Origin of the sequence: Pseudomonas sp. GXM4 (assembly GCF_008923895.1) — a bacterium.
GTDB classification, from domain to species: Bacteria; Pseudomonadota; Gammaproteobacteria; order Pseudomonadales; family Pseudomonadaceae; genus Aquipseudomonas; species Aquipseudomonas atacamensis.
Genome location: NZ_WBRZ01000271.1, coordinates 1 through 7,237, shown reverse-complemented (window position 1 = coordinate 7,237; position 7,237 = coordinate 1). Strand labels below are relative to the sequence as shown.

Here is a 7,237-nt window from a genome sequence, read left to right as displayed (position 1 = left end):
GGAGCGTCACGGGCTGCATTCCCACGCGGAGCGTGGGAACGATCAACAGATCAACGTTTCACCGTGAGATCAACCTGAGTCATCCGGCTACGCACGGTAAACACGCCATCGCCGGAAAGAATCGCGCTGCGCGCAAACAGGCGCCCGCTCTCCCAGTTCGAAAGACCCAGCTCAGGCTTGTTCAACGCGTACTGGCCATCGACCCAACGGGTGATGCCGTTGCCTACGAACGGCGCATTCACCGCGTTGTAGAAACGTTCCTGAACCGCCGCCGCCTCGCTGATCAACGACACGGTGAATTGTGGGCTGTAACGGTTGAACAGCGCAATCGCCTGATCCAGATCGTCAACAATCATCAGGCTGACTTCCGGGGTTTCTTCCCATTCCCACTCGCGGCCCAGCTCCGACTCGGGCAAAGACTCGGCCAGCGCTTCGGTCTGGTAACCCTCGGCGCGATAAACCTCGACTGTTGCGTTCTGCCATTCGCTTGGCAGGCAACTTTCACTGCCCGCGACGATGTGCAATTTGCAGCCTTGGCCGCGCGCAGTACCGGCGTCTTTCAAGGCATCGAGGAACAGCGGCACCAGCTCATCGGCGCGTTCGCGCTGAATCAGGCAGACGTTCAGGGTATTGCAGACCTTGCGGTCCAGCGAGTTGCGCACCACTGCCGCGAAGCGAGTGGCGTCGGCGTCACGGTCGGCGATCAGCCACGCGCCGCCGGTGCCGTGCAGGCTGACGGCAGTGCCGGCCTGCTGGGCGATGCTGCCCAACTGACTGACCGCACGGCCCGAGCCGCGCGCCACCGCCAGCGACAGACGCCGATCGGCAAACATCGCCCAGCCGGCGGCGTGATTGACGCTCTCCACCAACGACACCGCGCCAACCGGCAAGCCGGCTTCGGCCAGTGCCGGGTTCAAGGCGTGAGTGACGATGGCTTGCGCAGTGCCCAACGCATCGCTGCCGATACGCAGCACAGCCGTATTGCCGGTGCGCAACACGCCGGCGGCGTCGGCAAATACGTTGGGCCGACCTTCGAAGACAAACGCGACGATGCCCAGCGGCGAGACTACTTGCTCAACCTTCCAGCCATCGTGCTCGACACTGCTGATCACTTTGCCCCGGGTCGGTGGCGCATCACGCCAGGCGCGCAGCCCGGCGATCATGTCGCGGCGCATGCGTTCATCAGCGAGCAAGCGTGTGGTCGAGCGACCGCGCGCCTTGGCCCGTTCGATGTCGGCGCGGTTGGCGGCTTCGATCTGCGTCCAGCATTCAGGACTTTCCAGGCGCTGAGCGAACAGATCGAAAAACTGGCTGATGGCTTCATCGGAGACCGCTGACAACGCTGTGAATGCCGCAGCCGCACGCTCGATTGCCACCGAGGCGGCCTGTTGATCGGCCACGGGGATCAGCAACAACTCGCCACTGACCTGCTCGACCAGCAGATGGTCACCGGGCTGAAACCGCGCGGCCAGTTCGGGGCTGACCACGGTGACGCGGTTACCAGCGAAAGGGATCGGCGTGCCAGCGACTAGACGTTCGAGCGCAAGAGACATGAAGCGGATTCACCATGCAGAGGGCGGCCGGAAAATGTAGCGGATTACTGGCTGAAATACACCTCCTCAAACACTAAAGAAACCTGTGGGAGCTGGCTTGCCAGCGATAGCGGTGGTTCAGGCAAATTTATAGTGACTGACAGGGCCTCATCGCTGGCAAGCCAGCTCCCACAGGGTCATGTGGTGTTCCGGTGGGTCAGAACACCGACCAGCCAATCCGCGAGCTCAGCAGTTCCAGCGCCGCCATCCCCGCCAGCGAGTTGCCGGCCGCATTCAACTCCGGCGACCACACGCACACGCTGAACTGCCCCGGCACCACCGCAACGATACCGCCGCCGACCCCGCTCTTGCCCGGCAGGCCGACGCGATAAGCGAAGTTGCCCGCCTCGTCATACAGACCGCTGGTGGCCATGATCGAGTTGACCTGCTGGGTCTGGCGGCGCGTCAGGATCTGCTCGCCGCTGTGCTTGCAGAACCCGTCATTGGCCAGAAAGCAGAACGCCCGGGCCAGATCGATGCAATTCATCCGCAGCGCGCAATGGCTGAAATAGCTGCGCAGCACCGCTTCGACATCGTTGTGGAAATTGCCGAACGACTGCATCAGATAGGCCATCGCCGCATTGCGCGCGCGGTGCTGGTATTCGGACTCGGCGACCTTGCCGTCGATCATGATCTGCGGGTTGCCGGACAGGCGTCGGACGAAGTCGCGCATCGACAATGTCGGCGCGGCGAAGCGCGACTGGTTGATGTCGCAGATCACCAGCGCCCCGGCGTTGATGAACGGATTGCGCGGGCGGCCGCGCTCGAATTCCAGTTGCACCAGCGAATTGAACGGCTGGCCGGACGGCTCGTGGCCAAGCCGCTCCCAGATCGCTTCGCCGGAGTGATCGATGGCCTGCACCAGGCTGAATACCTTGGAAATACTCTGCACCGAGAACGGCGTTTCAGCGTCGCCGGCGCAATACATTTCGCCGTCGTTACTGTACACGGCGATTCCCAACTGGTTGGCCGGCACCGTGCCGAGGGCGGGAATATAGTCAGCAACTTTGCCCTGCCCGATCAGGGGCCGGACCGCGTCAAGGATCTCGTTCAACAGCGCTTGCATGCCGGGTTCCGAAAGTCTCGCCCCATGGGATCGCGGGGACACTGGGGCTAGACGCTGCGCCCGCCGGTCGCATCACACCGGCAAGCATCAGGCAGAATGTTCTAGGCTGGAGCGGACCATTCAGACACGGGAGAGCACCATGCACCTCGAAGGCTCCTGCCATTGCGGCGAAGTCACGTTCAGCCTCGACAGCGCCCATCCTTATCCCTATCAACGCTGCTATTGCTCGATCTGCCGCAAGACCCAGGGCGGCGGCGGTTATGCGATCAACCTTGGCGGCGACGCGACCACTCTCAAGGTTCGCGGACGCAAAAACATCAGCATCTATCACGCGAAGATGAAAGCTGAAGGCGATAAACGCGCCCATCGCAGCAGCGCCGAGCGTCACTTCTGCTCGCTGTGCGGCAGCGGCCTGTGGCTGTTCAGCCCGGAGTGGCCAGAGCTGATTCATCCATTCGCCTCGGCGATCGATACGCCGCTGCCGGTGCCGCCGGAACACACGCACCTGATGCTTGGCTCGAAAGCGCCCTGGGTTGAAGTCGAGGCGAAGCCGAATGATCAGCAGTTCGATGAATATCCCGAAGAATCGATCGCCCAGTGGCATGAGCGACTCGGCGTGACTCGCTGAACACCGCGCCCTTCGCGAGCAGGCTCGCTCCCACATTTGGATTGCGATCACCTGTGGGAGCGAACCTGCTCGCGAAGGGGCCGGGTCAGGCAATATCAATCAGTCCAGATGCGCCCAGGTCATCCTGAACAACGCCCCGCCCCACACCGATTCGCCAACCTCAACCTGCCCGCCATGGGACTGCGACACCCGCCGCACCAACGCCAGGCCCAATCCAAAACCGCCAGTGCGCCGATCCCGGCTGGCGTCCAGTCGGGAAAACGGTTCGAAGATTTTCTCCCGTCCCTCCAGCGGCACACCCGGGCCGTCATCGCTGACCCGCACTTCATAGTCATCGCCACTGCGCTGCAGCGACACCTCGACGCGCTGCTCGGCATAGCGAATGGCATTGCGCAAAAGGTTGATCACCGCCCGCGCCATGAAGCGCGGTTCGATGCTTACCGTGTCGACCTGGCAACCGGCGATCGACAACTGCACCCCCACTGCTTCGGCCTCAAGCGCCACACTGCCGACGACGCTGTCTAGCCAGTCGGCCGCGTGAATATTCTCCCGTTTGATCACTGTCGCGCCATGCTCGAGGCTGGCGTAGGTCAGCAGCTCCGAGACCATCTCCTCCAGCTCACCAAGGTCGGCATACATGTCGGCGATCAGCTCGCGATTCTCGCTGGCGTCCGGTAGCTGTTTGAGCTGATCAAGTTCGAACGACAGCCGCGCAATCGGTGTGCGCAATTCGTGAGACACCGCGTTGGTCAGTTCGCGCTGGTTGGCGATCAAGCCTTCGATGCGCGCCGCCATCAGATTGAAGTGCTCGGCCAGATCGCGGATGTTCGAGCGCCGCGACAACTGAATGCGCACCGACAGATCGTTGTCGCCGAAACGCTCGGCCGCCAGCCGCAGCTTTTCCAGATCGCGCCAGTGCGGGCGCACCCAGAAAAACAGCACGATGCCGATCAGTACCGCGAGCATCATGTAGGCCGCGGTGATGTAGAACGGCATCAGACTCGGCTCCGGCGGCAGCTTGATGCTGAGCAATTGCGAGCCACCATCGATGTTGCTGATGAACTGCGTGTAATCGTCGCGGATCACCAACAGGTTCCGCGCGAGCTCGGCTTTTTCCTGCGGTGTCAGGGCCAGTTGATCGGCCTCGACCAGACTCAGCGACAGACCGTAATGCGCACGCAATGAATCGAGTTTCTGTTCACGCTCGGCGCCCTGGCGGCCTTGCAGATGATCGACCAGCGACCACGCCTGACCACGCACGGCTTCACGGTTGTAATCCTGCGTCTGGCTGTCGAGCAACGCATTGAAGGTGTGCTCGACCGCCTGCAAGGCCAGCACCAGACCCACCGTCATCACCAGAAACAGCCCGAGGAACAAGCGCAGCATCTACAGCTCCCACGCGAACGGATTGAACAGATAGCCCTTGCCCCATACGGTCTTGATGCACACCGGCTCGCGGGGATTGTCCTTGAGTTTGTTGCGCAATTTGCTGATGTAGACGTCGACGCTGCGGTTGAGGCCGTCGAAGGCAATGCCGCGCATGCGATTGAGAATGTCATCGCGGGAAAGAATCTTGCCCGCCGCGCTGGCGAGCAACCAGAGCAATTCGAACTCCATGGTGGTCAGCTCGATCAGCTCACCGGTCAGGCGCACTTCCCGGCAACTGCGATCGATGCTCAATTGCCCGAACTCAAGAAAACTCACCACGCTGCTGTCCGGCGTCTGCCGCCGTTGCAGCGCCCGTAGCCGCGCAAGCAATACCGGCGGTTTGATCGGTTTGATCACGTAGTCGTCAGCGCCGGACTCCAGACCGAGGATGTGATCGAGATCGTCTTCCTTGGCCGTAAGGATCACGATCGGCGTGTCCGAGACACTGCGAATTTCCCGGCATACCTGCAAACCGCTCTGCCCCGGCAACATCAGGTCGAGCACCAGCACTTTCGGCTTGAATTCCAGGAATGCAGCCATGGCCAGATCACCGCGATGCACCGTGCGCACCTCGTAGCCGTGCTGTTCTAGAAAGTGTGCGATCAGTGCGGCGAGACGCTCATCGTCTTCGACCAGCAGAACTTTGCCGAAACCCAGGTTATCCATAACAACCGTTGCCAAGCCAAACGTGGAAGGGCCGATATTATGCTGGCATTCATCGAACAGGCGATGACGGCAGACAGCAAAAACCGGCCACTCGGGCCGGTTTTCGGTGATGTTTCATACTCTTAAGAGTTTTTAACAAATTCAGGCGGGCACACCGCTGTGGAAACGGAATTCCTCGTCCGGCGATTCGATCAGTTCCTGCTCGGCCGCACGGACGCGGTCGATCACCTGCGCGACATCCTTGGCATCACCATACTGATAGGCCAGCTTCAAATAACCCTGAAAATGCCGCGCCTCGCTTTTCAGCAAACCGAAATAGAACTTGCCCAGTTCTTCATCCAGATGCGGCACCAATGCTTCAAAGCGTTCGCAACTGCGCGCTTCGATGAAAGCGCCAACCACCAGCGTATCCACCAGTTTCACCGGTTCGTGGCTGCGCACCACTTTGCGCAGGCCCGAGGCGTAGCGGCCGGCGTGCAGCTGACGCAACTCGATCTTGCGCCGTTTCATGATGCGCATGACTTGCTCGTGGTGCACCAGTTCTTCCCGGGCCAGGCGCGACATCATGTTGATCAGGTCGACATGGGCGTGGTACTTGGCAATCAGGCTCAGCGCCGTGCTGGCGGCCTTGAACTCGCAGTTCTTGTGATCGATCAGCAGGGTTTCCTGATCGGCCAGTGCCGCCTGGACCCAGGCGTCGGGCGTGCGGCAGCCAAGGAATTCGTGGATTTCGGGAAGGATCATGGGGCTCACGGTAAAAGGTGTTCGAGCGAAGGGCGCCGATTATACCGGCCTGCCCGCAGACCACCAGCGGCGGCTGTTGATATGCATCAAGTCGCAGACGTTCGGGTAGCAACTATAGTTGTGCAACGCCGTGCCTTTTCTTTGCTGGAGACTCCGCTCATGCAAGCCATTCGCAGCATTCTGGTGGTCATCGAACCTGAACATGCAGAAAGCCTGGCGCTCAAGCGCGCCAAGCTGATCGCCGGTGTCACCCAGGCCCATCTGCATCTGCTGGTGTGTGACAAGAAGCATGACCACGCCGGCCTGCTCAGCGTGCTCAAGGCGGCATTGCTCGCCGAAGGCTACAGCGTGACCACCGAACAGGCGTGGAACGAGAGCCTGCACGAAACCATCATCGATGTGCAGCAGGCCGAGGGTTGCGGCCTGGTGATCAAACAGCACTTCCCCGACAGCTCGCTGAAAAAGGCCCTGCTGACCCCGGCCGACTGGAAGCTGCTGCGCCACTGCCCTACCCCGGTGCTGCTGGTGAAAACCGCCGGTTCGTGGAAGGACAAAGTGATTCTCGCCGCCGTCGATGTCGGCAATGCCGATGGTGAGCATCGGCATCTGCACAGCACCATCATTGATCACGGCTACGACATCGCCAGTCTGGCCAAGGCACATCTGCATGTGATTACCGCGCATCCGTCGCCGATGCTCTCGGCGGCGGACCCGACGTTTCAGCTGAAATCGACCATAGAAGCCAAATACCGCGAGCAGTGCCGGGCGTTTCAGGCGGAGTTCGATGTCGATGACGAGCACCTGCACGTTGAGGAAGGCCCGGCAGATGTGCTGATCCCGTTCATGGCGCACAAGCTGCAGGCGGCAGTAACGGTAATTGGCACGGTGGCGCGCAGTGGTCTGTCAGGCGCGTTGATCGGCAATACGGCGGAAGCGGTACTGGATACGCTGGAAAGCGATGTGCTGGTACTCAAGCCGCAGGAGGTTGAGGATCATCTGGTGGAATTGACGGCAAAACACTGAGGATTGCCATGTCTGACTGGCGCTTTCGCGAGCAGGCTCGCTCCCACATCTGGAATGCATTTCCCTGTGGGAGCGAGCCTGCTCGCGAAG

7 protein-coding genes are annotated in these 7,237 nt (G+C 61.1%); 2 read left to right on the top strand and 5 right to left on the bottom strand.

The window, feature by feature from the left end; all coding sequences use genetic code 11:
- Nucleotides 1-50 precede the first annotated feature (50 nt).
- Nucleotides 51-1,553: an aldehyde dehydrogenase family protein gene (locus F8N49_RS23435; RefSeq protein ID WP_151552783.1), complete on the bottom strand. Its 1,503-nt coding sequence runs from the start codon at nt 1,551-1,553 to the stop codon at nt 51-53.
- Nucleotides 1,554-1,749: 196 nt separating this feature from the next.
- Nucleotides 1,750-2,658, bottom strand: a complete 909-nt coding sequence (gene glsB / locus F8N49_RS23430; protein WP_151552781.1) for a glutaminase B — start codon at nt 2,656-2,658, stop codon at nt 1,750-1,752.
- Between the two features lie 139 nt (nt 2,659-2,797).
- Here glsB and F8N49_RS23425 point away from each other — a divergent pair, with 139 nt between their 5' ends.
- Nucleotides 2,798-3,286: a GFA family protein gene (locus F8N49_RS23425; protein WP_122700354.1), complete on the top strand. Its 489-nt coding sequence runs from the start codon at nt 2,798-2,800 to the stop codon at nt 3,284-3,286.
- 99 nt (nt 3,287-3,385) lie between these two features.
- On the opposite strand, the gene F8N49_RS23420 is transcribed toward F8N49_RS23425, so the two are convergent.
- From F8N49_RS23420 to F8N49_RS23410, 3 genes are all read right to left on the bottom strand, one after another.
- Complete coding sequence (locus F8N49_RS23420) at nt 3,386-4,672, bottom strand: ATP-binding protein (RefSeq protein ID WP_151552779.1); 1,287 nt, start codon at nt 4,670-4,672, stop codon at nt 3,386-3,388.
- Nucleotides 4,673-5,380, bottom strand: coding sequence for a winged helix-turn-helix domain-containing protein (locus tag F8N49_RS23415; RefSeq protein ID WP_110645593.1), 708 nt, complete (start codon nt 5,378-5,380; stop codon nt 4,673-4,675).
- Nucleotides 5,381-5,521: 141 nt separating this feature from the next.
- Complete coding sequence (locus tag F8N49_RS23410; RefSeq protein ID WP_073471188.1) at nt 5,522-6,124, bottom strand: tRNA-(ms[2]io[6]A)-hydroxylase; 603 nt, start codon at nt 6,122-6,124, stop codon at nt 5,522-5,524.
- Between the two features lie 159 nt (nt 6,125-6,283).
- On the opposite strand from F8N49_RS23410, the gene F8N49_RS23405 reads away from it, so the two are divergent.
- Nucleotides 6,284-7,147 (top strand): universal stress protein, encoded by an 864-nt coding sequence (locus tag F8N49_RS23405; RefSeq protein WP_016775117.1) that lies wholly within the window; start codon nt 6,284-6,286, stop codon nt 7,145-7,147.
- The last annotated feature ends 90 nt before the right edge of the window (nt 7,148-7,237 follow it).